Origin of the sequence: Agrobacterium larrymoorei, from assembly GCF_030819275.1 — a bacterium.
Classification (GTDB): Bacteria; Pseudomonadota; Alphaproteobacteria; order Rhizobiales; family Rhizobiaceae; genus Agrobacterium; species Agrobacterium larrymoorei_B.
The window spans coordinates 1,765,326-1,790,329 of record NZ_JAUTBL010000002.1; the positions used below are offsets into that span (position 1 = coordinate 1,765,326).

Here is a 25,004-nt window from a genome sequence, read left to right on the forward strand (position 1 = left end):
TTAATTCGGTTCGAACCGGTTTGAATATTTACAGCGAAAAACCGCCTTAAGCGGCTTCGTCCTTCTTGGAGTAAGCCGAGAACACACGAGCAAGCTGGCTTGCCGGTGCTGCAACAACCGTTGCGACGCGAGTTGCCGGGGCATTGAGAAGGCCCAGCAGCTTCGCACGCAGCTCATCCAGCGAAGGCAGGGTCGCGAGCGACTTGACTGCATCTGCTGTGAGCGTGGTTGCGCCCATGGCGCCGCCCAAAACAACGACCTTGTCGTTGGTCTTGGCGAAGTCCATGACGACTTTCGGAGCAATCATAGGGTCATTGCTGTATGCAATCAGCGTCTGTCCCTTGAAGAGATCTGACATCCCTTCCGACTCCGTACCCTGAAGAGCGATCTTGGCCAGGCGGTTCTTCGCGACCTTGACGGTGCCGCCAGCAGCACGCATTTTCGAACGAAAATCGTTCATCTGCGCAACTGTGACACCAGCATAGTGGGCCACGACAACTGAACCGGAAGCCTTGAAGACTTCGTTCAGCTCCGTGACGAATTCGCGTTTTTCCGCTCTTTCCACTGTCTGTCTCCAGTAGATGACTACACATTGAATGTGCACCCATCGGGTTTGCCTTTGCCTCAAGGAATTTCGTTACCGAAATCCCAAGCGACGCTTGAGGATCCTGTCCCCCGCTCTGTCGCCGCAAACGGCTTCAGGCACAGGCACATCAGGTTCGAACCGGATTATTTAGCATCGTCTCGATGCGAAAATCCGGGCTCTTACCCGTCTCATGCAGGTTGAATGATTAAGGCCAAGATCCCTAAGGATAACGGCCACCTGCAATCTCGGACAGGAATTCCGGGTTACCCCGGAAATTTCCGGCCCTTGCGAGCCGGAAATCTGTGTTGCCGCGCCTCATTTAAGAAGCGCGGCGAATGGATTAGGCCGTAACCGACGAAGGGTCGATCTTGAAGCCTGGGCCCATGGTGGAGGAGATCGCTACGCGCTTGACGTAGTTGCCCTTTGCACCCGTAGGCTTGGCCTTGATGACAGCGTCAGCAAAAGCCTTGATGTTTTCTTCCAGCGCCTTGGCATCGAACGAAGCCTTGCCAACGCCAGCGTGAACGATACCGGCCTTTTCGACGCGGAACTCGACAGCGCCGCCCTTGGAAGCCTTGACGGCACCAGCGACATCCATCGTAACCGTGCCAACCTTCGGGTTCGGCATCATGCCGCGCGGGCCGAGAACCTTGCCGAGACGGCCGACGAGCGGCATCATGTCAGGGGTAGCGATAACGCGGTCGAAATCGATCTTGCCGCCCTGAACCGTTTCCAGCAGGTCTTCAGCGCCAACGATGTCTGCACCAGCAGCCTTAGCTTCGTCAGCCTTGGCGCCACGAGCGAAGACAGCAACGCGAACGTCACGGCCTGTGCCGTTCGGCAGGTTGACAACGCCACGAACCATCTGGTCGGCGTGACGCGGGTCGACGCCGAGGTTCATTGCAACTTCAATGGTTTCGTCGAACTTGGCGACAGCCCGTTCCTTAACCATCGAGATGGCGTCGGTCAGGACGTAGAGCTTGTTCGGGTCGACACCTTCACGGGTCTTCTGTACGCGCTTTGCAAGCTTAGCCATGATCAACCTACCACTTCCAGGCCCATGGCGCGGGCAGAGCCCTCAACCATTGCCATTGCGCCTTCGATGTTGGCTGCGTTCAGATCCTTCATCTTGGCTTCTGCGATCGTCTTGACCTGAGCCTTGGTGATGGAGCCGACCTTGGCGCCCTTGCCAGGCGTCTTGGAACCGGAGGTGATCTTCGCTTCCTTCTTCAGCCAGTACGTCATCGGCGGCTGCTTCATGACGAAGGTGAAGGACTTGTCCTGGTAATAGGTGATGACGACCGGGATCGGCATACCCTTTTCCATTTCCTGCGTGGCGGCATTGAACGCCTTGCAGAATTCCATGATGTTAATGCCACGCTGACCAAGCGCAGGGCCGATTGGCGGGGACGGGTTGGCCGATCCTGCCTTTACCTGCAACTTGAGCTGGCCTGCAACTTTCTTAGCCATTACTCTCTGCCTTTCAAATCGAACCGGTTGCCCGGCCCATATGCCGGAAAATCCGGCGGCTGCGGTTGCGTGGTTCGATCCCTGCCCCGGCTTAAGAGCCAGACGATCTTCCACGCGCTCTGCGACCGTGGCCGCATCCCATCAAGCTTTCGAAGCAAATGCTTGCTCGAATGTCCTGATGTATTTGATGAAGGACAAAACTGCCCTTCGAAACCTTATCAGACCTTCTCGACCTGATTGTATTCCAGCTCCACCGGAGTGGCGCGACCGAAGATCGAAACTTCGACCTTGAGGCGCGAGCGCTCTTCATCGACATCCTGAACAACACCGTTGAACGATGCAAACGGACCGTCGGAGACGCGAACCTGCTCGCCGATTTCGAACGAGACCGAAGACTTCGGACGCTCGACACCTTCCTGAACCTGACCGAGAATACGGTCGGCCTCGGAGTCCGGGATCGGAACCGGCTTGTTGTCGGAACCGAGGAAGCCGGTGACTTTCGGCGTATTCTTGATGAGGTGATAGGCCTCATCCGTCAGGTTGGCGCGCACCAGCACGTAACCTGGAAAGAACTTGCGCTCGCTATCGACCTTGCGACCACGACGCACCTCGACGACCTTTTCGGTCGGAACGAGGATTTTCTCGAATAAATGGTCCAGACCCTTCTGGCGAACCTTTTCCTCGATCGATTCAGCAACCTTCTTCTCGAAATTCGAGTAGGCCTGAACGATATACCAACGCGCTGCCATTATAATTCTCCGTTCAATTCGTTAGCGGCCGACGTTCAGCACGAGGCTGAGCAACCAGCCGATGAGCTGATCTGCCGCAAAGAAGAACAGAGCCGCAAAAATGACCATAACCAGCACCATAGCCGTGGAAATCATGGTCTCGCGGCGCGATGGCCAAGTGATCTTCGACGCTTCGGCGCGCACCTGCTGCAGAAACGTAAACGGGTTGGTTTTGGATGCCATTGACTGCCCACGCAATTACGGCGCGTAAAGCCGATACTAATCAGCCCCACGCACCGCGTGTCTGTTTTGACCCTACATAAACACCGATTCCCCTTTTAACAAGAGGAAATCGACATTCGGCGAATTCACCGGATACCCGGCACCCCATCCGCCATGCAGCGAAGTTGCGCGCTTGCGAGTGAGGAAGTGGCAGGGGCAGAGGGGCTCGAACCCCCGACCTGCGGTTTTGGAGACCGCCGCTCTACCAACTGAGCTATACCCCTTTAAGACCAACCCAGACTCAGCATTTCGCCTCGCCCGTGCGGTGTGCGCCTCCTTTAAGGCGGAGCGCCGAGATTGGCAAGGGTGTTTTTGCTTTTTTCCTAAATCCTGTGCCCCGCAAGAGAGACAAGGAGGAAGATGCGCAACCATATAGGCGCTCGCTTCGTATAGGCGGCGCCTGTAGAATATTAACAAAGTATTAATCGAATATATTTCGCATCTCCATAGAAAAATTCGAATAACCGGGTGAACCAATTTGGGTATCGTGTCGTTATACGCTCGGCTTGCTGTGTCTGTTGATAGACCGCAGGACCAACGCCGCTCGAATGAGTTGCAGCGGCCCTTCGTAATACATTTATGCTGCAGGAAGAGATGATGGCTTCCCGCGCGCTTTTTCGGCGGTGCGGGTGTCCAGCCATGCTGGTCGGTCGCATTAGTGCTCCTCGATCATCTTCGGCTAAGACACATGATGAAGCAACTGCAACATATGAAGACCTCTCTCAAGATCACGATCACCTTCGCGATCCTTATCGTTGTCGCGGCGACGGTTAGCATTCTGAACTATCGCAGTATTCATTTTATCGACAAGACGAATGGCTGGATCCAGCACACCAATGAAGTCTACCGGGCGACGAACAGCATTCTTGTTGCCATCGTCAACCAGGAAACGGGATTGCGCGGCTATCTTATCGCCGGCAAAGACGAGTTTCTGGATCCCTATCGCGGTGGCATCAAGGACTATGAGACTGGACTAGCCAAGGCAAAGGAATTGACCGCGGACAATCCCGCCCAGCAGCAAAGGCTCGCCGCTCTTGACGAACAGGCGAAGGCCTGGCGCACGAACATCGCGGAAAAAGAGATCGCTCTGATGCGCAATGCGGCCAGTTCCGAGCAGGCAAGAGAGCTTGAGGGTCAGGGAGCTGGCAAAGCCTATATGGACAAGATCCGCAGCACCATTGGTGACATTCAGGAAACCGAACGCACCCTGATGGCATCGCGCAGTGCCGACGGCGATGCAGCGGTTTCAACGTCAGACTGGGTAAACATCGGCGGATTGATCGGCCTCACAGGTTTCGCCCTGTTTGGCGGCTTCGCGCTGTATCGTGGCATCGCCGAACCTGTTGGCAGCTCTACAGCTGTTATGCGCAGGCTGGCCGACGGCGATCTCGACGTCGACGTGCCCTTCACTGAATTGAAGAACGAACTCGGCGAGATGGCTCGCGCGGTCGAAGTCTTTAAGCAGAACGCAATCAAAGTACGGGAGATGAATGCGCAAGAAGCAGCGCTGCAGGCAAAGAGCGCCGACCTTCAGTCCAATATCGGTGAGGTGGTCTCGGCGGCGGTGGCGGGCGACTTCACCAAGCGCATCACCAAAAATTACAACAATGTCGATCTCGACCGGTTCGCAGCGCAGGTCAACGAACTGGTTGCCTCCGTCGATCGCGGTGTTGCGGAGACCCGCCGCGTGATCTCCGCCCTCTCGGACGGCGATCTGACGGCCGGCATGCATGGCGACTTTCAGGGTGCCTTTGCCGAACTTCGCGACAACGTCAACCACACGATGGCGAACCTCCGTCACCTCCTCGGACAGGTTCGGGTTGCGATCGAGACCATCAACGGTGGCGCTGGCGAGATGCGCACGGCATCCGGAGAATTGTCCAAGCGCACCGAGCAGCAGGCAGCCTCTCTTGAAGAGACCTCTGCGGCGCTCGAAGAAATCACTGCCGCGGTGAAAAACTCCACCGAGCGCGCAACCGAAGCAAGCCATATGGTTGATGAGGCACGCCGCTCAACCGAACAGTCCAGCGCGGTGGTGCGGAATGCCGTCTCTGCCATGGGTCGCATCGAACAGGCATCGGGTGAGATCGGGCAGATCATCAATGTGATCGACGAGATCGCCTTCCAGACCAACCTCCTCGCCCTCAACGCCGGTGTCGAAGCGGCCCGTGCCGGCGAAGCTGGCAAGGGCTTTGCCGTCGTTGCCCAAGAGGTCCGCGAACTCGCACAACGCTCCGCCAACGCCGCCAAGGAAATCAAGACACTGATTTCCCGTTCCGGCGACGAGGTCAAGTCCGGCGTCAAGCTTGTCACGGCAACGGGCGAAGCGCTGGGCCAGATCCAGAGCCATGTGGTCAAGATCAACGAGCATGTCCACTCGATCGCCACCGCAGCGCGGGAACAGTCTACTGGATTGTCGGAGGTCAACACCGCGGTCAATCACATGGACCAGATGACGCAGCAGAATGCCGCCATGGTGGAAGAATCGACGGCCTCCTCCAACCGCCTAGCCGACGAGGCGTCCAATCTCGCCCGCCTCATCACCCGGTTCAAGCTGGACGATACGGCCCCTGCCCTTCGCGCGGCACCACTCGATGCAGCGCCAATCCTCTCTCCTGCCCGCGCATTGGGCGGCAGGTTGAGCAGAGCGTTCAGCGGAAGAACAGCGGCAGTTGCTTCTCCCGGTCAGTGGGAGGAGTTCTGAAGGCGACGATTAACACCCCAGTCCCAATGAGGCGGACTGGCGACCATCAGACAATAGGTCTTTGAACGTCCATCCGGTGGGTCCTCTCACCGGATGTTTTTGTTTCTACGCGAAGTCCGAGCGCAGACCCAACTCTGCCGGCTAGCAGCCAGATCTGTTGGAGACACATCCCACGTACCCGAAAAAGCAAAAGCCCCGCTGTCGCCAGCGGGGCTTTCTCAAATCCCTTGCGGGAAAAGATTACTCGATGATCGAAGCAACGATGCCAGCGCCGACGGTACGGCCACCTTCGCGGATCGCGAAGCGCAGCTTTTCTTCCATCGCGATCGGAACGATCAGCTCAACGGCAACAGTCACGTTGTCGCCAGGCATAACCATTTCCGTGCCTTCTGGAAGCGAAACGATACCGGTAACGTCAGTCGTACGGAAGTAGAACTGCGGACGGTAGTTCGTGAAGAACGGCGTATGACGGCCGCCTTCTTCCTTCGTCAGGATGTAGGCTTCTGCCATGAACTTCTTGTGCGGCTTGACCGAACCTGGCTTGCAAAGGATCTGACCACGCTCAACGCCATCGCGCTGTACGCCACGAACCAGTGCACCGATGTTGTCGCCAGCCTGGCCCTGATCGAGCAGCTTGCGGAACATTTCAACGCCGGTAACAGTCGTCTTCGACGTCGCACGAATGCCGACGATTTCGACTTCTTCACCAACCTTGACGATACCACGCTCAACGCGGCCCGTCACAACCGTACCACGGCCAGAGATCGAGAACACGTCTTCGATCGGCATCAGGAACGGCTGGTCGATCGGACGCTCAGGCGTCGGGATGTAGGCGTCAACCTGAGCCATCAGCTCGCGGATTGCGTCTTCGCCGATCTTCTTGTCGGAATCTTCAAGAGCGGCAAGTGCCGAACCCTTGACGATCGGAATATCGTCGCCCGGGAAGTCGTAGGACGACAGAAGTTCGCGAACTTCAAGCTCGACGAGCTCCAGAAGTTCTGCGTCGTCAACCTGGTCGACCTTGTTGAGGAACACGACGATCGCCGGAACGCCAACCTGGCGAGCAAGCAGGATGTGCTCGCGCGTCTGCGGCATCGGGCCGTCAGCAGCGGAGCAAACCAGGATCGCGCCGTCCATCTGCGCAGCACCGGTGATCATGTTCTTCACGTAGTCGGCGTGGCCGGGGCAGTCAACGTGAGCGTAGTGACGGTTCGGCGTCTCATACTCAACGTGCGCCGTCGAAATCGTGATACCACGAGCCTTCTCTTCAGGAGCCGCGTCGATCTGGTCATACGCCTTGAACTCGCCGAAGTACTTCGTGATCGCCGCAGTCAAAGACGTCTTGCCGTGGTCAACGTGACCGATCGTGCCGATGTTGACGTGCGGCTTATTCCGCTCAAACTTGCTCTTTGCCATGTGAATTGCTTCCTGTGAACGTGAAGTAGTTTCCCCGGCGAACCGGTTTGGTGTCGCCGTTTAAGGGTTTGTAACCGAATGCGCAAGACTTAATTGTCGAGGCACGGAATCGGCAGCCAAAAGCGGCTGGATTGGCGCCATATGGGGATGTTTCACCCGTTTATCAACCACTTTAATGGGCCAGTTGAGCGGCTGCGCGGCCCCTGCTCTTTACGTCAATCCAATTCCTGTCATATTGCCAGACGAGATCGCCAGGGGGATACGGCGATTTGAACAGGCTCTACCGCTCTTTACACATCACTTCGGCGTCGCTTCTCGCGCGGCCCTTTGCTTACGCTTCGGGATATAGAATGGAAATCTTTACAGCAGCTGGCTTCACCGCTTTCCTACAGGTCATCGCGATTGACCTGGTTCTCGCAGGTGACAATGCCATCGTTATCGGTCTTGCCGCCGCAGGCCTTCCCGCTCATCTGCGCCGAAAGGCGATCCTTGTCGGCATCATCGCCGCCACCGTGCTGCGTATCGCTTTTGCAGCGCTGACCGTGCAATTGCTTGCCATCGTCGGCCTTCAACTCTTCGGCGGGCTCCTGCTCGTCTGGGTGTGCTGGAAGATGTGGAGCGAACTTCGCGAACAGAACGCCTCTGCAGGCGAAACGGTCACGGATGCGGAAGCCGATCTGACCAAAGGTCATAAGACGTTCTTCCAGGCCGCCACCCAGATCGTCATTGCCGACGTTTCCATGTCACTGGACAATGTTCTGGCCGTCGCCGGCGCCGCACAGGACCACGTGACCGTCCTCATTATCGGTCTCGTGGTGTCGATCGCGCTGATGGGCCTTGCCGCGAACTTCGTCGCCAAGCTGCTGCACCGCTATCGCTGGATCTCCTATGTCGGCCTCGCTGTCATCGTCTACGTCGCGCTCAATATGCTTTACCATGGCGCTGTCGAAGTCTGGCCCTATGTCCAGCCCTACGTCAGCTAAAAGAACTGAGCCAACTCTTGAGCACAGGAGCCCGCACACGGATTTGCCGGGCTCCTATTCTCCATCGAAAACCAAGGATACGAAGGGAGGAGCGGACAAAGTGATTCTTCGCTTCGCCATCACCCGACTTTAAAACAAGTCAAAGAACTCGCCTGTCCCTTCTGGTCATTGCCGTCAGGTTCACACAAGCATAGAAGACCACTACTTTAGACATAACGAATAACCAAAAGGATGTCTGAACCCATGGCCTATGACTGGTCCGGCGGCCGCACGCGACGCACTCGACAGTTAAAGATCGGCGCAGCACTCACCGTCATGCTGTTGGCCGCGTTCTTTGCACAGTTGCTGTATATGAAAATTGGCTGATAGTGACACGCCGCGCACCAAGCGATTTTGCAAGCGGAAGGCCTTTCAATCTTTGCGTCGCGCGGCAATTGACCTCCCAAGCGTAATCAACTGACTTTTGATAGGTCTTGACTGCTTTCGTCTCCCATCGCCAATGAGGCATCACGTTACCGCGCGCGACTATTGTCCTTTCAAGCTCCACTGTCACACGTCGGAGCAAGTCATAGAATGCTCCCCTTCACATCGATATTGGCGCATTTATAGACGCTCGCTTTCAGCGATTTAGCAACGGCTTCAGTTGTGAGAAGTCAGCCAAATTTTACACCCGAGAGACATCCTAAGATAGAAAAAGCAACCGCAGGGTTAATTTAAGATAGAGTTAGTAGATGTTTTGATGAATATTTTCGACATCTATAATTTATTGTTGACAAAAAATATAAGTTAACGAATTCTTAACTCCAGATAAGTGCATCGGGAGGAGCCTGTAACTGTATTTTTAAAGGATACATGCTATGGTTCCGCAAGAAAACAAACGCGACTCTACCATCTTATCTTCAGTAAAAATTGGTTCTTACGGCGTGATCGGAGTTGTGTCCGCCGTATTCATGTCGTCTGTTGCTCCGCCTTTATTTACGTCTTCATCAAGCAGAGCGGTCGTCAACGCGCCCATTACTCCGCTAACCTCACCGATTGGCGGCACCGTTACTGGTTTTGCCGGCACCTCGGCGGGCGACGCATCACCATTTTCTGCAATTATACAAAACGATCGCGTCGATCGCTCCACGCTCATCGGTCTTCAAATGCAGATGGGGTCGTTGCAAAACGAACTCGATCTTAAAAAATCAATCCTCGCTGACTATCGTGATCGCATCGCCGATATGGAAGGGGATTTGGAGCGTCAACGACAGGCAGTGCTCGCGCTATCGGAGAACGCGCTCGAAAATGCCAATATCTCCATGAGGTCGGCAAAGCTGAAAGCCGAAACCAGCAAGATTAACCTCAATCGTCAGCTTCGACTTATCGATAAAGGAGCGGTTGCAGGAACTCAGTTGGAGATCGAGAACAAGTTAGCGGAAGAAGAAGCCTCCACAGAGGCAGCAATCGTCAATACCGCCCGGCTTCAGGCCATTCTCGATAATCTGAAGAATCGGGTCTATGTCGGCACGGAAAACGAGTCCCTTTCAAATCTCGAACGGGAAATCAGGGCGAGGAAAGCCGATTACTCCCAGATAGAGTTGCAGGCGGCGTCGCTGGAAACGCGCAAGACGGAATTAGCCTCTCTGCTGGGAGCAGAGGATGCGCGTGTTGCCCGGTTGAACAAGGCGGAAATCGCCGCGGATCCATCTTCCGTTCTTTATCGTACGGTTGCACAAGTTGGAAAACAGGTGAGCCCTGGCGATACCGTGGCAGAGGCCATTAATTGCCAGAACGCCTTTGTTGTGGCGATTTTTTCCGAGCGGGAAGCCCAGGCGCTTTCGGTCGGCTCGAATGTGAACGTCACGATTGGCAACGACCGTACTCCCCTTACCGGCGTGGTCACACGCCTGGTGCCGCGGACGACGGAACGGGTCGATCTTGATTACGCCGTACCCTTCCCGCCAACAGAACGCCGTGAACTCTACGCCTATATTTCTCCGGATGAGGCCAGCCGACAGGACCGCCGTCAAATGGCGAAGTTCTGTTCGGTCGGAACATGGGTCAGCGTATCCTTGAAGCGGCAGTGGGTCGATGACGCCCAATCGGCGTTGGCAGCGGGCGCGGATCGCGTCTATGACGGGGGTCGATATCTGGCCCGGGAACTCAGACCGCTGCGCAAAGACCTGGAGAAGGTAGCCCGAGACGTCGTGGACTATACGGCGACGACCGCAACAGCTGCTTTCACCTACGCGCAAAATACCGTCAGTCAGGGCTATCTGGCGGTCTCTTCATTGCTCGCGCCCGATGATCGCGAATTTGAAGCCGCCAATCGCCCCGTTCGGTCGCTGGAACCACCTCGGAATAGCTGACGACGCAATAAGATAGAGTGGGCCTGAAGCGGATTGCGCAAAGGCCGTGAAGCATTTTTCGATAGCGACCTGCGATAGAAAAGCGGATGAGCGTCACGCGCGAATCTGAAAGATCGCGACGCGCTTTATGAAAGCCCTCTCTATCTAAGCCATCCCTCAATCTCTGCATCTGCAACCATAGTCCGAAAATCGCAATCGATTTTCGGGACGTAAGATTGCATCGAAATAAACAACGAGAGCAATGGAACTGAAGCGGTCCTTGCCGGACTTGCTCCTTAGATTCAAAGCAGGACTAACCGCCATGACGTTCCGGTTCATGCTTCTTCTGCTGGCACTCCTTCCCCTCTCCCCGTTGAGAGCCTTCGCCATGCAACAGGAGCAGGCAAAAGAACTCTGCAGTTCTATGCAGAAACACCAGGATAGCAACGCTGGCTTGATCGCGAGTTATCCATCCTTGCCGGACGACGAACGCTCGAAGGCACTGAAGGATGTAGCATTCGTTTACGATAACGCATTGGCCAGCATGGCATTTCTGGCATGTGGCGATCTTGAATCGGCTAAACGAATTGGCGACGGGCTGATCACGGCACAGGACCATGATCGACACTATAGCGATGGGCGGTTGAGAAACGCCTATCGGTCAGGCGCCATGTCCACACCGGTAAACCTTGCTGGATGGTGGGATGAAAAATCCGCACGATGGCAGGAGGATGCATATCAGGCCAGCACCGCGGTTGGAAACATGGCCTGGGCAGCCCTTTCACAACTACATCTTTACACGGCAACAGGTGACGATCGGTATCTGCAGTCGGCCAAATCAATGGCGCGCTTCGTATCGCAGTTCGATACTGGAAATGGCGTCACAGGAGGCTTCGCCGGTTTCGAGCCATCCCCCTCGCGCGTGCCGTGGAAGTCGACGGAGCATAATATCGACGTTGCAGCGCTGGGATCATGGCTGACCGAAATTGATCAAGACCCGCAATGGAAGCGCTTGCGATGCAGCAGCAGGGATTTCGTCCTGTCCATGTACCGACCTGGCAAGGGATTTCTCATCGGGACGACATCGGAAGACATCCCCAATGTCAGTGCTGGCACCTATCTCGACGTTCAACTCTGGCCATTTCTCGCCATCGATCCGCATGAATTACCGGCCTGGAAGGACGTACGCTCCATCATCGACATCAAGAATGCCGTCGCGAACGGCTATGATTTCAACGATGATCGTGACGGCGTGTGGATGGAAGGAAGCGCTCAGGCTGCTCTTCTTTTCACCACCTTCGGAGACCACGGCAAAGCGGAGAAGTTGCTCCACACCATCATGACCAATCGCGATCAGTCAACCGGCCTCATCTTGGCAACAGACAGACCGCAAATCTCCACGAAGCTGACCGTCGGAGCGGACGGCAGCGGAGGAGACTTCAATTACTATCGCTGGCCTCATCTTGGCGCGACCGCCTGGACGGTTCTCGCCATGATGGATTTCAACCCTTTCGTCGATCAAAGAGGGCGTCATGCTGTTCGGGATAGAAAACAATGTTCTTGAAATCTTGCTCTTCGATATCGGCGTAGCGCTTGGATTTCTGGCATTTTCGAAATTGTCGTCGCCAGACAATCCGATCGATCGATATATATTCAGCGCAATCGTCTTCACTTCGCTTTCGCTCTACCTCATCTGGCGCGCGGCCGACACGTTGCCAGAGGCTGAACTGACTTTCGAGGCCGTGTGGCAATATATATATTTCACCTTTGAAACCATCTCGATCGTCTACGCCTTGGCCTCGATCATTATTCTGCTGAGACGAACCGACCGCACCCCGCAAGCGAACGCGGCGCAGCAGGCCATGATTGCGACGGATACATTCCCCTCGGTCACGGTATTCATCTGCACCTACAACGAGCCTCTGCACATTCTTGAGAAATCGATGTTCTGCGCCAAAGCGATGAACTACCCGAAGCTGAATGTCATCGTCTGCGACGACACGCGACGGGAAGAAGTGAGAGCCCATTGCCAGGCAGTCGGCATCGAATATCTAACCCGCCCGGATAACAAGCATGCCAAGGCGGGCAATCTCGACAACGCTCTGAGAGCGACGAATGCAACGGAAAATCCATCGGACTTGATCATGGTGCTGGACGCCGATTTCGCGCCTCAGGAAGATTTCCTGCTGCGTGTCGCCGGCATGTTCCGTGATCCGAAAATCGGATTGGTGCAGACACCGCAATTCTATTTCAACTCCGATCCTATACAGCACAATCTCGGACTGAGCCGAAGCTTCGTCGACGACCAGCGAGTCTTTTTCGACACGTTCCAGCCCGCCAAGGATGCCGTCGATTGTGCCTTCTGTGTCGGTACGAGCTTTGTCGTCCGCCGGGCCTACGTCAATGAACTCGGCGGATTTCCGCATGAAGCGCTCTCGGAAGACATGCTGTTGACCTACCGGCTGCTGGAAAAAGGCTATGTCACCCGCTGGCTTAATGAGAAACTCAGCGTCGGCCTCTCTGCCGAAGGCATTCCGGAATACATCACCCAGAGAACCCGCTGGTGTCTCGGAACGATCCAGATCGGCCTGTTGAAAACCGGACCGCTCTGGAGGGGTAAGTTTTCCCTGCGTCAGCGCCTGCATTACCTGCATGGACTTTTGAACTGGCTCTGCAAACCCTTCATCCTGTGCCTCTTGCTTGCGCCGTCCATCTACTGGTTCCTAGGCGTTGCCGCACTTCAGGCCGACGAACTCCTGTTCATGAAATACGGCATTTCTTCCTTGTTCATTTTCTGGATCTACTCCGCCTGGATATCGGGCGGTCGCACACTACCAATATTCACCGAAGTGACTCATGCGCTGACGGCGCTGCCCGTCACCATGTGCCTGCTCCAGGCGATCCGCAGTCCCTTCGGCAAACCCTTCAAAGTCACGGAAAAAGGCGGAGATCGCTCCGTCATTCGCATTCACAGGCCTACAGCGCTCTTCTTTGGCATCGTGGCCTGCCTGTCCGCAGCCTCCATCCTTTCAGTGATCTTCGGCCTGGACAGGCCGACCGAACTATCCCCAGCCGATATCCTCAATCTCGTCTGGTCTGCGGTTGCAATGCTGATTTCCTTTATCAGCCTCATCGTCTGCGTGGAGCTTCCACGCTTCGGGAAAGAAGAATCGATTGCGGTCTCTATTCCGGCGACAATCCGCAGCGGAGGAAACACCTTTTCCACCCAAATTACCTCGCTCTCGACGGAGCAAATCGAGCTTTCCGTCCCCTCGTCAGTGGTGTCGGGCGAGTTGCTGATACCGGGCGCCGGGTGGCTTGAGTTGACGCAAGGAGATCGCGGCGCTTTCACCATCAAACCCGACATTGAGCAAAAACGGTGGGTACTACAACAACTCTTCGGGCGCTCACCCAGTCACATTGCCGAAACTGGCAATTTGATACAGTCGCTCCAGCTCCTCATGAAGCGAGCGCTTGCCAGCTGAAACCGTCCTGCACCGACGCGTCGCTCCGTTTTGCGGTACACATCTAAACATGGATTGAGGACCCGCAGTTGCTACAGCCAAGCCCGCTCTAAGCATGAGCGGTCGCTGTAAGATGGCGGCGCGTCTCTCTTGTGCACTCCTGGGCCTTGGCCCGCGGCCGTACAGATAACACGTGCCCCCTGCCTCAAAAGGGAACTGCGCCCATCGGACAGAGTTATTCTCCCTCTTGAGGAGATAAATCTATGAGAGTTCTTGGTGCAGCGATTTGCCTCGTATCCGTAGGCATATTGAGTGGTTGCGTAGGCGAACAATATAATCGCTTTGACTATCGTGGAGCAGGCTTACATGGCCAGTCATGCGATAACGGCCAGAACGATGTATCCCACCCTTACGCCGGTAAGTGCGACTGGCGGCGCGAGAACGGAAGGGACTGGGCTGATAGCGGCTCGAACAATAACATCTATCGCAGGAGATAATGCCGGTCAGACACGCGTGAGCAGTATAAGCACTTGAGCAAGGCCGTAGCGACGACCTGCAAGCAATTGGAAAAATTGCGAATGCAGGGATACACCGGAACCTGACACGAACGACACGGCATTCTTCTAAATCATTGGAAACATTGGAGCGGGTAGCGGGAATCGAACCCGCGTATTCAGCTTGGAAGGCTGCTGCTCTACCATTGAGCTATACCCGCGGCGGTGATTCTGATCCGTGCAGAATGGTGGAGGGAGTTGGATTTGAACCAACGTAGGCTGAGCCAACGGATTTACAGTCCGTCCCCTTTAACCACTCGGGCATCCCTCCAGTATTCTGCGAGGATCAAGCGACCAAGCTTAGTCCAGATGTCCGTTCGGCGCTGCGCCGTTCGTCGTCTGTGGCCGCGTATATGACGGCCCTTCATCGTTCTGTCAACACGATGTGTGTCGAAAATTCAGGAAAAAATTCGAGTGGTGTCAAAGCCCTGTGGATGGCTCGAGCTGACGCGGTGGGGACTGGTGCGGATGCCGTGGCAGAGATATAAGGCGGCATGAGCAAAGACGATCCCAAAGACAAATCCACCCGCGATACGCACTATGCCAATCTCCGACGCGCTGTGCGCGACGGCAAGCGCGAACGCGGAGAAATCCCCACGCCGCCCCAACAGAAGCGCCGAAACAAAGGCGCGGATGACTGGAAGCCGCCGCAGCTTGGCGCCGACCAGGTCTATCTTTATGGCCTGCATACGGTGCGTGCCGCCCTCGCCAACAAGGAAAGGCAGCTCATCAAGCTGTCCGTGACACAAAATGCTTTCGCGCGCCTGGAAATAGGTGAAGCTGACGCCCAGCCCTTCCCGGTCGAGATGGTCGCACCGCAGGACATCGACAAGGTTCTCGGCCCGGACGCCATCCATCAGGGCGTGATGCTGGAAACCCGGCCGCTGCCGGTTCGCAAGCTTTCGGCTTTGAAGGAAAGCCCGTTGATTCTGGTCCTCGATCAGGTCACCGATCCGCACAATGTCGGTGCCATCATGCGCTCAGCCGTTGCTTTCAACGCCGGCGCGTTGATCACGACCATGCGCCACAGCCCGACCGAATCCGGCGTGCTGGCAAAATCCGCATCCGGCGCGCTGGAAATGATCCCCTATATCCAGATCACCAATCTGGCGGATGCTCTGGGTGAACTCCACAAGCTCGGCTTCACTTCCATCGGCCTCGACTCGGAAGGCCCCGCCCCTATCGAGCAGACCTTCAGCGGCGACAAGATTGCCCTGGTTCTCGGTGCAGAAGGCAAAGGCCTGCGTCAGAAGACACGCGAAACGGTCACGCATCTGGCGCGCCTCGACATGCCGGGTGAGATCAAGTCGCTGAACGTCTCGAATGCGGCCGCCATTGCGCTTTATGCAACGCGGCAGTTTTTGACGAAGGCGTGAGAGTCTGTCCGGCGGATCGAGCAAAGATATCGGGCATGGATCGCTGCTACGTCACCAAGCCCGTACTCGCCAAGGCTGGATAAGCCGCGCCAATGACGCGGCTGGACCCGAACGGATCGAGGCCTTCTTTGCCGGGCGTGGCTATGAAATGCATCGCCACGATACATATGCCATCGGCTGTACGCTGTCCGGCGTGCAGAGCTTCCAATATCGAGGAGCCGTGCGCAACAGCCTTCCCGGCGGAACCATAGTACTGCACCCTGATGAGCCGCATGATGGGCAGGCGGGGACGGATGACGGCTTCCATTACCGCATCGCCTATGTCGAACCGGCCGCCATCCAGTCCATACTTGGTGGACGCCCGCTCCCCTACATTCAGGGAGGCATCTCGGAAGATCGCAGGCTACTTTCAGCGGCACGCCGAATCCTGCGCGAGGTAGACGATCCGATCGAGACCTTCGAATATGAAGATGCTCTCTTTGAACTCGCCAACGCCCTTGCGGCTGCGGCTAACCCACACACGCTAGGGCGTAGGAAGCAGGTGGACTATTCATCCGCCGAGATGGCGCGGCAATATCTCGCCGAGCGCCCACAGACAGTGACTCTCGAACAGATCGAGACCATCTGCGGCCAAGACCGGTGGAGCCTGTCGCGCGACTTTCGCGCTCTCTTCGGCACAAGCCCCTACCGCTACCTCACGATGCGACGGCTCGATGCCGTGAAGACATCGTTGCGTAACGGGTCCGGCCTGGCGGATGCCGCGTTTTCGGCAGGCTTTGCCGATCAGAGCCATATGACGCGCCAGTTCTTGAAGGCGTTCGGCGTATCGCCCGGGCGGTGGCTCACGTTGACACGAGAGCCGCGGTAGGGCTGCAAGATCGTTCAAGACGCTCAGGACCTCGCTGGCTAGGGTCGACCTTCAACAAGGGAGACCTCAATGACCACAGCTTACTCACCCATTCGCTTCACCGAAAAATTCGATCTGTTGACAGAGCGGTGGCAACCCCGCGTCGTTGCGGAAATGAACGATTATCAGTTCAAGATCGTACGCCTACGGGGCGACTTCATATGGCATCACCACGCGGACACCGACGAGACCTTCATTGTTCTGGAAGGCACGCTTCGCATCGATTTCCGTGACGGAGATGTCACGCTGCAGGCCGGAGAGATGTTCGTGGTGAAAAAGGGTGTCGAGCACAAACCCTTTGCCGAAGAGGAAGTGAAACTTCTCCTGATCGAACCGAGAGGGGTTCTCAATACCGGAGAGCAAAGGCATGAGAGAACTGCTGAGAATGACATCTGGATTTAGAGGGTGGTTCCCTTCCAAACACAGCGACCCATCCAACAAAAGCGGTGCCCCTTTTCACGCGACATGTTGTAAGCTCTTTCGACCCCGAAGCGCCGTGCGTCCAATCGGGCGCACAAAAGACGCTCTATCTATTTGAATCTACGCATCGTGCTTTCCGAAAATCGATTCCGATTTTCGGGCCGATGCTATAGAATCGCAAGACTTCGAACAGCCATGGAGAGACAACCCAATGAACCAAACCCCAAAGCCCACCGGTGAACTGACGCTTCGCACGCTGGCCATGCCGGCCGATGCCAACCCGGCAGGGGATATTTTTGGGGGCTGGGTCATGTCGCAGATGGACTTGGCAAGCGGCATTCGTGCTGCCGAACGGGCGCGCTGTCGCGTGGTGACGGCAGCGGTGAAGGAGATGGCCTTCGAACTGCCGGTCAAGATCGGCGATACGCTCTCGATCTATACGGACATCACCCGCACCGGACGTACCTCGATTACGCTTTGCGTCGAGGCATGGGCGCAGCGCTCACGCTACGACAAATTGGAGAAGGTCACGGCTGGCACCTTCATCATGGTTGCGATGGATGAGAACGGCACGCCAGCACCGCTTCCGCCGCAGAGCCCCGTCGACACGATCGAGGTGTGATCTGTAAGTCGCTCGTCTCCAACGAATTTTGAGAGAGGCGTCCGCATCTTTCGATCTCTCACACTGCCCCCACCTCATAAAGCCTTGGCAAGTCTTCACATCGTCCTCTCAGAAACTCGGTAGCGAGTCCTAGAGGACGGTGTTTCAATTTGCTCTATCTCCCAATCATAGCTCGTTGACAGAGACTTAGCCTTTGCTATGTTGCAGTGCAGCGACGTGGAGAGCCTTGATGACAGACACTGTGACGCGACAGACCCTGTCGGAACGAACCGATGCACAAATACGAGAAGTTCTGACCGGGCAGAGGCGCGGTGTAGGCTCGCTGCTACTCTTCGCAGGACCGGCTGTTGTTGCCTCTATCGCCTATATGGACCCAGGCAATTTCGCGACGAACATTCAGGCGGGCTCGGGTTATGGCTACTCGCTGCTGTGGGTCGTCGTGATGGCGAATCTGATCGCCATGATGTTCCAAGCCTTATCGGCCAAACTCGGCATCGTCACCGGACGCAATCTGGCGGAGATGTGCCATGACCAGTTCTCCTCACCGGTCAGGATCGTCATGTGGATCGTCAGCGAAATCGCCGCAATGGCGACCGATCTGGCGGAGTTCCTTGGCGGTGCGATCGGTCTCTCATTGCTCTTCGGCATGCCGCTGCTTGCTGGCATGGCGGTCACGGCCGTCGTCACCTACGGCATTCTTCTCTTCGAGGGCCGCGGCTTCCGCCCCATGGAACTGATCATCGGGGCCTTGGTGTCCATCATCGGAATTTGCTACGTCATCGAGATGTTCGTCGCACCGGTTGACTGGGCCGCAGCCGGTCTCGGCGTGATCACCCCCTCCATGCCGGATGCGACGGCGCTGACGATCGCGGTCGGCATTATCGGCGCGACGGTGATGCCGCACGCGCTCTATCTGCATTCAGGCCTGACACAGCATCGTGCGACGGCCCGCAACGACGCCGAGAGAAAGAAACTTCTGCACTTTTCCAACTGGGAATGCGTTATCGCTCTTGCCGTCGCGGGCATGGTCAACATGGCGATGGTGATGATGGCCTCGGCGGCGTTCCATGCCGGCCATACGGATGTTGCGGAGATCGAAACGGCCTATCACACGCTCACACCCTTGTTGGGCGGTGCCGCGGCGACGGTGTTTCTCATTTCGCTGATGGCCTCGGGCATGTCGTCTTCCGCCGTCGGCACCATGGCAGGGCAGATGATCATGCAGGGTTTCGTCGGTTTCCATATCCCGATCTGGCTGCGCCGCCTCGTGACCATGCTGCCGGCATTTGTCGTCGTGCTGATGGGCGCCAATACCACCGATGCGCTCGTCTACAGCCAGGTCGTGCTATCCTTCGCCCTGCCGATTCCGATGATCGCGCTCGTGATGTTCACCCGTAATCCCGCGATCATGGGCAGCTTCGCCAACAAGCGGTTGATCGACATCGCGGCCATTGTCGGCACCGTCGTCATCCTGTGCCTCAACGTGGTACTGTTGCTTCAGACCTTTGGCGTTCCGGTCCCCGGCCTGGGTTGAGAGCATTCCGTTCATACTCTGGAAAGTCATAGTCTGGGCCAGCTTGTGACCAAAGCGTTCATAAAGAGTCTCGACCGATGAAGCAGACCACATCCAGCGAGAGCCGACTGTCCTCCACCGAGGTCGAAACGCATGCTGAAGCCTTTCAGAAAAGCCGGGAGGCACGGCGCAGCGAACTCATGGAAGACTATGTCGAGCTGATTGCTGACCTCATCGAGCATTCCGGGGAGGCACGTCAGATCGATATTGCCCAACGTCTCGGCGTCAAGCAGCCAACGGCCGCCAAGATGCTGAAGCGCCTCGCTGAAGAAGGATTGATCACGCAACAACGCTATCGCGGCATTTTCCTCACGCAAGAGGGCCAGCAATTGGCAGCACAGATGAGACGCCGCCACGAGATCGTCGAAGCCTTCCTATGTCGTCTCGGTATCGATCCTGACACGGCACGAGCCGATGCCGAAGGAATTGAGCATCATGTCAGCGAAGAGACGCTGAAGGCGTTCCAACGCTTTCTGGAAGAAGGATAGAGAGACTGTCCGATAAAGCGCTGCTCATATTTTGAGATAGGCTGACGACCTGTCGAAAGCCAATCCCGGGAAAACGCCATTGGTCAGAGCTTCGCTACCGACATCGAACTGACGATAGAGCATCGCGGCAGCGATTTCGCGCACATCGCCGGTCGGCATCAGGTCCCGGTCGTCCAGCAACTGACCGTCACCCAGCCCGGGCCATTTGCCCAATACCCTACCGCCCTGAATGCCACCTCCTGCGAGAATTGCGACGCCGCCCGTGCCATGGTCTGTGCCGCCAGTCCCGTTTTCACGGGCGGTGCGGCCGAATTCGGTCATCGCCACAACCACGGTCTTCTTCCACACGTCGGGTCCAAGCGCGTCTTTCAGCGTCGTCAGCGCAATGGTCAGGTCTTTCACGGTGCGGGCAAATTGCGCCTTCTGGCCTGCATGCGTATCCCAGCCATCGACGGAGAAGCTGGCGATACGGTAGTCTTCGCGCAGCATGCCGCCCGCAAGTTTGGCAATATCGCGAATCCCCTCCCCGCGCTTCTCATCCTGGAACAGCTGCTCCGCCGCCATGTCGGTTCGCAACGCTTCGGCCAGCACGCGGCTGAACTCGGCATCATTGGCATAGAGCCGCTTGAAGAAACCGACTTCATCCGCCGCCATTGTCATGTTAGAGCTAGAGGCCCAGACATCCGCCTCGTTCGGACCGGATAAAATAAGCTCCATCGATGTGTTGATATCGATAGCCTTGCGATCTTCAGATCGCGGAATGGCGGAAAGCGCCCGGTTAAGCCAGCCGGTGCGTTCGCCATGCACCGCCTCCGCACCGCTCTCCAACATATCCTGCCCATCGAAATGGCTGCGCTGGTCGCGATAAGGCGTCGAAACCGCATGAACGAAGGCCAGTTCCTTCGCCTGCCACATCGGCATCAGCGCGTCAGCCGCAGGGTTCAGGCCAAAGTGGCCGTCAAGATCGATCAGGCCGTTGTCGGGCTTCAACGCCAATGTCGGGCGAAACTGAGCAAAGGCCGGGTCGCCATAGGGCTGCACCAGATCGAGCCCGTCCATCGCACCGCGCAGAACGATCGTGACGAAACGGTTCTCGCCAGGCATTGCGGCAAAGCTGACCGGAGAGAAAGCTGGCACAGCGGCCGCACAGCAAGCGGTCATCAAGAAGCTGCGGCGGCTCAACATCATATCCTGAGAGAAGGCCATGTCCTATCTCCTGTTGAATTCGGGGGAAGACAGCGCCAGCGTCAAGCCGCTGACACGGTTCGGCGCCTGCCCCACCACACGGATCGTGTCGTCGCGCGCCTGATCGGCCAGCGACACTTCGAGAAGCTTCTTCGGTTCCATATCCTTGCCAAGCGTGCCGGATGCCTTGCGCGCCCAAAGGATGCGCTCGCTCATCTGGCTGGGCGAAAGCCACGACGCGACGCCCTCCTCAAAACCGGCTGGGCTCGGCGGTTGCCAGACCGGCTGGCCCATGCGGCGAAGGGCTGCAAGCGTCAGCGTGCGCGCAAGGCTGGCCTTTGGCTTTGGCAGCTGCGCCGGAGCGGATGGCATCGCAGCCTTCATATCCGCAGCCGGCTTTTCCATCACCATCTGTCCGCCGTCGGCTGGCAATGCCGGCGCCATCCCTGGGCCGCTGGTCTTCAGCGCCTCCTGAGCTGCGGCTGCGATTGGCGTATCGAACGGCATATAGCTATCATCACCATCCGGAGACATTCGCTCGCGCCAATTCTTCCGGGTAATGCCGAACGCTCGAAGTCCAGAGACGACATAGTCGAATGGCAGTTTCATCTTCGCGCCGGGGTCCTGCCACGCACGCGGATGGTCGAGCATCGCGGCGTAGACCTTGGCCAGATTGCCGTTGCTCGCCTTCCATTCTTTGACCATCGCGGTGATGACGTCCGGCGGCGGATCGTCGGCGATAAAGTGGGTGACAAGTTTGCGGCAGATGTGCTGCGCCGTCTCCGTCCGGCTTGCCAGATCGTCCAGCATGACAAGACAGTCATCGGCAGAGCGCGGCTCGCCGCCATATTTGACGCCCAATACCTTCATCTCGCCCGGCTCTGCCATGCCGGGACGAAACAGCATCTCGTAGCGATCATCCACAGTCATGCCGGTGAGAACCAGTGCTGCGGATCGGACATCGGTCTGGGTATAGCCGCTGCCGGCACCCATCGTGTGCAACTCGATCAACTCGCGCCCGAGATTTTCATTCAAGCCCTTTTTGCGGTTCTTCGCCGCTGCCGATTGCGGGCCGGTCGACTGCGCCTGATCGAGATAGATCAGCATCGCCGGATGCAGCACTGACGCCTGCAACAGATCGCGAAACGATCCCGCAAGATGCGGACGAATGGCCTCCACTTCATAGAGTGGCGTGATCATCCGCATCGGAAACGATTTGTGTCCGTTGACAGAGAAATGGTCGAACCAGAAAGCGGCCAACCGCTCATGAAACCCATAGGGTGAGAAGGCCGCCTGAAGCACCCGGGCAAGGCTATCGCGCTGGAAGCTCTGCTCTGCCTTGCGCTGCAATTGCTGCCTGGCTTCGCGATCACTTTCCGCATCTTTCTTGGCGATATTCAGCGCTTCGAACCCCTTGGCGAGGTCGTCGGCCCTTTGCCGCGCATCGAAGGCACCGCCGACGGGAAAGAAGCTGTCTTTCAAGGGCGCATCCACGAGCTGCACCAGCAGATCGTCAGGATTGCGGCTGAGTATCTGGTCCGGCGCAAGACCGTAACCATAGCGGATCGCCGCCATCGTTGGAGAAAACGGAGCCATGCCTGCCACTCCTGCCAACTATCGATGGCGAAGAGAATTCCAGCCAATTCCGGCGGAAAAGCTGCAAAACTGCGGCATTTTGCCGACATGGACAATTTGTAATCCACCACGGCAATGCGAATAGACCAAACACCGTCACAGCAGCTCACATTCGATCGGCTGCATCAACTGCTAAACCGCGGCTCTTAAAAGGCTGGCGCAGGTCCTCCTGTGTCGCCTTTGCCGCAGTGACATGATGGCGAAACTGTGCCACTTCATTGTCCATGAAGCTTATTCGCAGGATCATGCAGGATCGCAGTTCGGCTGGCGCTGTCGCAGCGCTGGCCTTGATGTTGTTTCTGCTGCAAGGCCTTGCGAATGGCGTGGCTCACGGCAGTATGGCGGCCACGGCCCTTGCCGCCGATGACATCATCTGCGCGGCTCATATGCCGGATGGCGGCACGCAGAAGCAATCGCCTGCGGAGAAACTCGCCAATAGCTGCTGTGGCACACTCTGCCGCCTTGCCTCCGCGTCCTTCACCGCGTTGCTGGCAAGTCCGACCGAAATTGCCGGGCGCGTCGTTCCGCATGTTCACGTCACCCTGTGGCGCTGGAACGAAAACAAGATCTCTGCACCGCCCACGCGCGAGCAACAGCCTCGCGGACCACCCTCTCCGTCTCACGCATGATCCAAGGCGCTTTCCCCGCATAGGGAGAGGCGCCGAGAACAATCAGCCTCTTGGCTGATTACGGGCGTATCACGCCGAAATTGCCGGTCCCTCACGGCGATTTTGCGATGCGACCTGCGTTGAAATCTCCAGCGGGCACGTCGCCAACAGGATAGATGCGACCGCCTGCACCGTTTTACGGAGCCAATAATGTCCATCAGCACCACCTCCGTGGGTGAGCGCGTGAGCGCGCAGTCATCGCTCAATCTCTATCGCGCCGTCTGGCGCTGGCACTTTTACGCCGGTCTTTTCGTCCTGCCCTTCATGATGACGCTGGCCATCACCGGCGGGCTCTATCTCTTCAGGGATGAGTTGGACAATGCCTTCCATTCCAAGCTGAAGCGGATAGAGGTGGCAGATACGGCGACAGCCGCTCTACCTTCCACAATCATCGCCAACGCTGTCGCAGCTGTCCCCGGCACCGCCGTCAAACTCACCAAACCCGCCGATCCTGGCGCGTCGACGGAAGTCACCGTGAGCACGCCGGAGGGCAAGCGCGCCGTCTACGTGAATGGCTATACAGGAGAAGTCCTCGGCTCGCTGCCGGATCGCGGCACCGTCATGTGGACGATCCGCACCCTCCACAGCCTCAAATATTTCGGCACCTATGCCCGCTACCTGATCGAGATCGCCGCAGGCTGGTCGATCCTGCTGGTCGCAACCGGCATCTATCTCTGGTGGCCGCGCAACCAGACCGGCGGCGTAATTTCGGTGCGCGGCACGCCGAGGAAGCGTGTCTTCTGGCGGGATATGCATGCCGTGACCGGCATCTTCGTCGGCGCCTTCATCGTCTTCCTCGCCATCACCGGCATGCCATGGTCCGGCGTCTGGGGCGCGAAGGTCAATGAATGGGCCAATGGCAACAACTTCGGCTATCCGGCAGGCGTACGCGTCAACGTACCGATGTCGGGCGACAGGCTCAACGATGTATCGAAAACCTCATGGTCGCTGGAACAGGCAAAGATACCGACCTCCGACAGTCACGATCATGGTCAGCATATGGAGCCCTCGCCCGCCATCCCCATGGATCACATGGCGATGAACCATGACCTTAGCAACCCGACGCCAGCCGCCATCGGGATAGACAAAGCCATAGCGCGCTTCGATGAACTCGGCCTCGTTGGCGGCTATGCCGTGGCGCTTCCGACGAAGCCCGAGGGCGTCTATAGCGGATCGATCTACCCGGACGATCTTTCCAAACAGCGGGTCATCCATCTGGATCAATATACCGGCACGCCACTGATCGACATGAGCTACGCCGATTACGGGCCGCTTGGCCGCGGGCTGGAATGGGGCATCAATGTGCATCTGGGTCAGCAATTCGGCCTTGCGAACCAGATCGTGCTGGCGCTCGCCTGCGTGGCCATCATCCTGCTCGCCGTGTCGGGCGGCGTCATGTGGTGGAAGCGACGCCCGAAAGGCTCGCTCGGCGTTCCGCCCATGCCTCAGAGCAAACGCACCCTTTATGGGCTTGCCGCCATCCTCGCCATTGGCGGCGTCATCTTCCCGCTGGTCGGCGCCAGTTTGATCGTGATGCTGATGCTGGATCTTGCCGTGCAGAAAATCCAGCGACGAAACAAGTCTCTGTCGCTACGATCTTAAGCAACTTAACA

Annotated in this window: 22 protein-coding genes and 3 tRNA genes; 14 read left to right on the forward strand and 11 right to left on the reverse strand. The window is 57.2% G+C overall.

Annotated elements, in window-relative coordinates; all coding sequences use genetic code 11:
- Positions 1-46: 46 nt before the first annotated feature.
- The 6 genes from rplJ to QE408_RS17255 form a co-directional block, all read right to left on the reverse strand.
- Entirely contained in the window at positions 47-565 is a 519-nt protein-coding gene (gene rplJ, locus QE408_RS17230) for a 50S ribosomal protein L10 (RefSeq protein ID WP_306933260.1), read from the reverse strand.
- A gap of 361 nt (positions 566-926) precedes the next feature.
- A complete protein-coding gene (gene rplA / locus QE408_RS17235; protein WP_296075533.1) occupies positions 927-1,622 on the reverse strand; it encodes a 50S ribosomal protein L1 in 696 nt (231 codons plus the stop codon).
- Positions 1,623-1,624: 2 nt separating this feature from the next.
- Positions 1,625-2,056 (reverse strand): 50S ribosomal protein L11, encoded by a 432-nt coding sequence (gene rplK / locus QE408_RS17240; protein ID WP_062588826.1) that lies wholly within the window; start codon positions 2,054-2,056, stop codon positions 1,625-1,627.
- 218 nt (positions 2,057-2,274) lie between these two features.
- Positions 2,275-2,805 (reverse strand): transcription termination/antitermination protein NusG, encoded by a 531-nt coding sequence (gene nusG, locus QE408_RS17245; RefSeq protein ID WP_296075560.1) that lies wholly within the window; start codon positions 2,803-2,805, stop codon positions 2,275-2,277.
- A gap of 21 nt (positions 2,806-2,826) precedes the next feature.
- Complete coding sequence (gene secE / locus QE408_RS17250) at positions 2,827-3,027, reverse strand: preprotein translocase subunit SecE (RefSeq protein ID WP_003523719.1); 201 nt, start codon at positions 3,025-3,027, stop codon at positions 2,827-2,829.
- 187 nt (positions 3,028-3,214) lie between these two features.
- Positions 3,215-3,290 (reverse strand) — tRNA-Trp (locus tag QE408_RS17255).
- Between the two features lie 464 nt (positions 3,291-3,754).
- Between QE408_RS17255 and QE408_RS17260 the strand changes: the two genes are divergently transcribed.
- Positions 3,755-5,770: a methyl-accepting chemotaxis protein gene (locus tag QE408_RS17260; RefSeq protein WP_306933269.1), complete on the forward strand. Its 2,016-nt coding sequence runs from the start codon at positions 3,755-3,757 to the stop codon at positions 5,768-5,770.
- A 240-nt stretch (positions 5,771-6,010) separates the two neighbouring features.
- Here the strand turns inward: QE408_RS17260 and tuf are convergent, their stop codons facing one another.
- Positions 6,011-7,186, reverse strand: coding sequence for an elongation factor Tu (gene tuf, locus QE408_RS17265; protein ID WP_306933249.1), 1,176 nt, complete (start codon positions 7,184-7,186; stop codon positions 6,011-6,013).
- A gap of 350 nt (positions 7,187-7,536) precedes the next feature.
- On the opposite strand from tuf, the gene QE408_RS17270 reads away from it, so the two are divergent.
- The 5 genes from QE408_RS17270 to QE408_RS17290 all read left to right on the forward strand — a co-directional run bounded on the left by QE408_RS17270 (position 7,537) and on the right by QE408_RS17290 (position 13,984).
- Positions 7,537-8,169: a TerC family protein gene (locus tag QE408_RS17270; RefSeq protein WP_306933271.1), complete on the forward strand. Its 633-nt coding sequence runs from the start codon at positions 7,537-7,539 to the stop codon at positions 8,167-8,169.
- 243 nt (positions 8,170-8,412) lie between these two features.
- Positions 8,413-8,535 carry a hypothetical protein gene (locus QE408_RS17275; RefSeq protein ID WP_306933273.1) on the forward strand — a complete coding sequence of 41 codons (123 nt, stop codon included), beginning with the start codon at positions 8,413-8,415 and terminating at the stop codon, positions 8,533-8,535.
- 491 nt (positions 8,536-9,026) lie between these two features.
- Positions 9,027-10,520, forward strand: coding sequence for an HlyD family efflux transporter periplasmic adaptor subunit (locus tag QE408_RS17280; protein ID WP_306933275.1), 1,494 nt, complete (start codon positions 9,027-9,029; stop codon positions 10,518-10,520).
- 301 nt (positions 10,521-10,821) lie between these two features.
- Positions 10,822-12,063: a hypothetical protein gene (locus tag QE408_RS17285; RefSeq protein ID WP_306933278.1), complete on the forward strand. Its 1,242-nt coding sequence runs from the start codon at positions 10,822-10,824 to the stop codon at positions 12,061-12,063.
- On the forward strand, positions 12,032-13,984 hold the full coding sequence (locus tag QE408_RS17290) for a glycosyltransferase family 2 protein (protein WP_306933280.1): 1,953 nt from the start codon (positions 12,032-12,034) through the stop codon (positions 13,982-13,984). The genes QE408_RS17285 and QE408_RS17290 overlap by 32 nt, the downstream gene beginning before the upstream one ends.
- A 620-nt stretch (positions 13,985-14,604) precedes the next feature.
- On the opposite strand, the gene QE408_RS17295 is transcribed toward QE408_RS17290, so the two are convergent.
- Both QE408_RS17295 and QE408_RS17300 read right to left on the reverse strand, forming a co-directional pair.
- Positions 14,605-14,678: transfer RNA gene (locus tag QE408_RS17295), tRNA-Gly, on the reverse strand.
- Between the two features lie 25 nt (positions 14,679-14,703).
- A tRNA-Tyr gene (locus QE408_RS17300) sits at positions 14,704-14,788 on the reverse strand.
- A 223-nt stretch (positions 14,789-15,011) separates the two neighbouring features.
- On the opposite strand from QE408_RS17300, the gene rlmB reads away from it, so the two are divergent.
- The 6 genes from rlmB (at position 15,012) to mntR (ending at position 19,903) form a co-directional block, all read left to right on the forward strand.
- Positions 15,012-15,893, forward strand: a complete 882-nt coding sequence (gene rlmB / locus QE408_RS17305) for a 23S rRNA (guanosine(2251)-2'-O)-methyltransferase RlmB (RefSeq protein WP_306933282.1) — start codon at positions 15,012-15,014, stop codon at positions 15,891-15,893.
- A 43-nt stretch (positions 15,894-15,936) separates the two neighbouring features.
- A complete protein-coding gene (locus QE408_RS17310) occupies positions 15,937-16,761 on the forward strand; it encodes an AraC family transcriptional regulator (RefSeq protein ID WP_373465586.1) in 825 nt (274 codons plus the stop codon).
- A gap of 69 nt (positions 16,762-16,830) precedes the next feature.
- Complete coding sequence (locus QE408_RS17315) at positions 16,831-17,202, forward strand: cupin domain-containing protein (RefSeq protein WP_306933284.1); 372 nt, start codon at positions 16,831-16,833, stop codon at positions 17,200-17,202.
- 229 nt (positions 17,203-17,431) lie between these two features.
- A complete protein-coding gene (locus tag QE408_RS17320) occupies positions 17,432-17,842 on the forward strand; it encodes an acyl-CoA thioesterase (RefSeq protein ID WP_306933287.1) in 411 nt (136 codons plus the stop codon).
- 229 nt (positions 17,843-18,071) lie between these two features.
- A complete protein-coding gene (locus tag QE408_RS17325) occupies positions 18,072-19,376 on the forward strand; it encodes an Nramp family divalent metal transporter (protein ID WP_306933290.1) in 1,305 nt (434 codons plus the stop codon).
- Positions 19,377-19,453: 77 nt separating this feature from the next.
- Entirely contained in the window at positions 19,454-19,903 is a 450-nt protein-coding gene (gene mntR / locus QE408_RS17330; RefSeq protein ID WP_306933292.1) for a manganese-binding transcriptional regulator MntR, read from the forward strand.
- Between the two features lie 24 nt (positions 19,904-19,927).
- Here mntR and QE408_RS17335 read toward each other — a convergent pair whose 3' ends face one another.
- Both QE408_RS17335 and QE408_RS17340 read right to left on the reverse strand, forming a co-directional pair.
- Positions 19,928-21,109, reverse strand: coding sequence for a DUF1501 domain-containing protein (locus QE408_RS17335; RefSeq protein WP_306933293.1), 1,182 nt, complete (start codon positions 21,107-21,109; stop codon positions 19,928-19,930).
- A gap of 3 nt (positions 21,110-21,112) precedes the next feature.
- Positions 21,113-22,684, reverse strand: coding sequence for a DUF1800 domain-containing protein (locus tag QE408_RS17340; protein ID WP_306933295.1), 1,572 nt, complete (start codon positions 22,682-22,684; stop codon positions 21,113-21,115).
- 284 nt (positions 22,685-22,968) lie between these two features.
- Here QE408_RS17340 and QE408_RS17345 point away from each other — a divergent pair, with 284 nt between their 5' ends.
- A complete protein-coding gene (locus tag QE408_RS17345) occupies positions 22,969-23,352 on the forward strand; it encodes a DUF2946 domain-containing protein (protein ID WP_306933297.1) in 384 nt (127 codons plus the stop codon).
- Positions 23,353-23,541: 189 nt separating this feature from the next.
- On the forward strand, positions 23,542-24,993 hold the full coding sequence (locus tag QE408_RS17350; RefSeq protein WP_306933299.1) for a PepSY-associated TM helix domain-containing protein: 1,452 nt from the start codon (positions 23,542-23,544) through the stop codon (positions 24,991-24,993).
- Positions 24,994-25,004 lie beyond the last annotated feature (11 nt).